Source organism: Acinetobacter sp. UBA2063 (assembly GCF_002333245.1).
Lineage (GTDB): Bacteria > Pseudomonadota > Gammaproteobacteria > Pseudomonadales > Moraxellaceae > Acinetobacter > Acinetobacter parvus.
In genome coordinates, this window is record NZ_DDAH01000242.1 from 1 (window position 1) to 614 (window position 614).

1 pseudogene is annotated in these 614 nt (G+C 37.3%); it reads left to right on the forward strand.

The window, feature by feature from the left end:
* Nucleotides 1-583: pseudogene (locus B4H32_RS11535) on the forward strand (DNA polymerase III subunit delta'); the annotation flags it as partial.
* Nucleotides 584-614 lie beyond the last annotated feature (31 nt).

Below are 614 nucleotides of genomic sequence, written 5' to 3' on the forward strand. Positions count from 1 at the left end.
ATTGCTCAAGACCTTGGAAGAACCAGGTGAGCGTGTGGTGCTGATTTTAGTTGCCGATCATTATTTGAAATTACCTGCGACTATTCGAAGTCGTTTACAGCATTTCGCCTTGGATCGCCTAACCCCTCAAGAGGCACAGACTTTTGTACAACAGCAAATTCCAGAGTTAACGACTGAGCAAAGTTCACTGTTATTGAAGCTTGGTAATGATATGCCGTTAAAGGCAATTGAGATTCAACAGAGTCAATGGCTAGAGAAACGGGCTACATTTTTAAATGACTGGTTAAAACTGGTGACCGAAAAGAACTTGCCTTTGCACTACGCGAACAAATGGTCGAAGGAGTTAAATTTTTCAGAATTTCTGATCATGTTTGAATATCTTTTAGCTGATGTCATTGCTTTAAAATTAAATCAGTCAATCAAGAATGATGATCTGGATTTTCAAAAACTTGGCCAATGCTATGATCTGGAAAGTTTGTTTGAAGTTTATTCAGATCTACAGCAGAAGAAATTGATGGTGGAGCAAAATGTTCAGACGCAATTGGTGCTTGATAAGCTGTTCATAGAATTAATGAATGCTTAATTCTCGGTATTATATAGCTAAATTCTAAAAA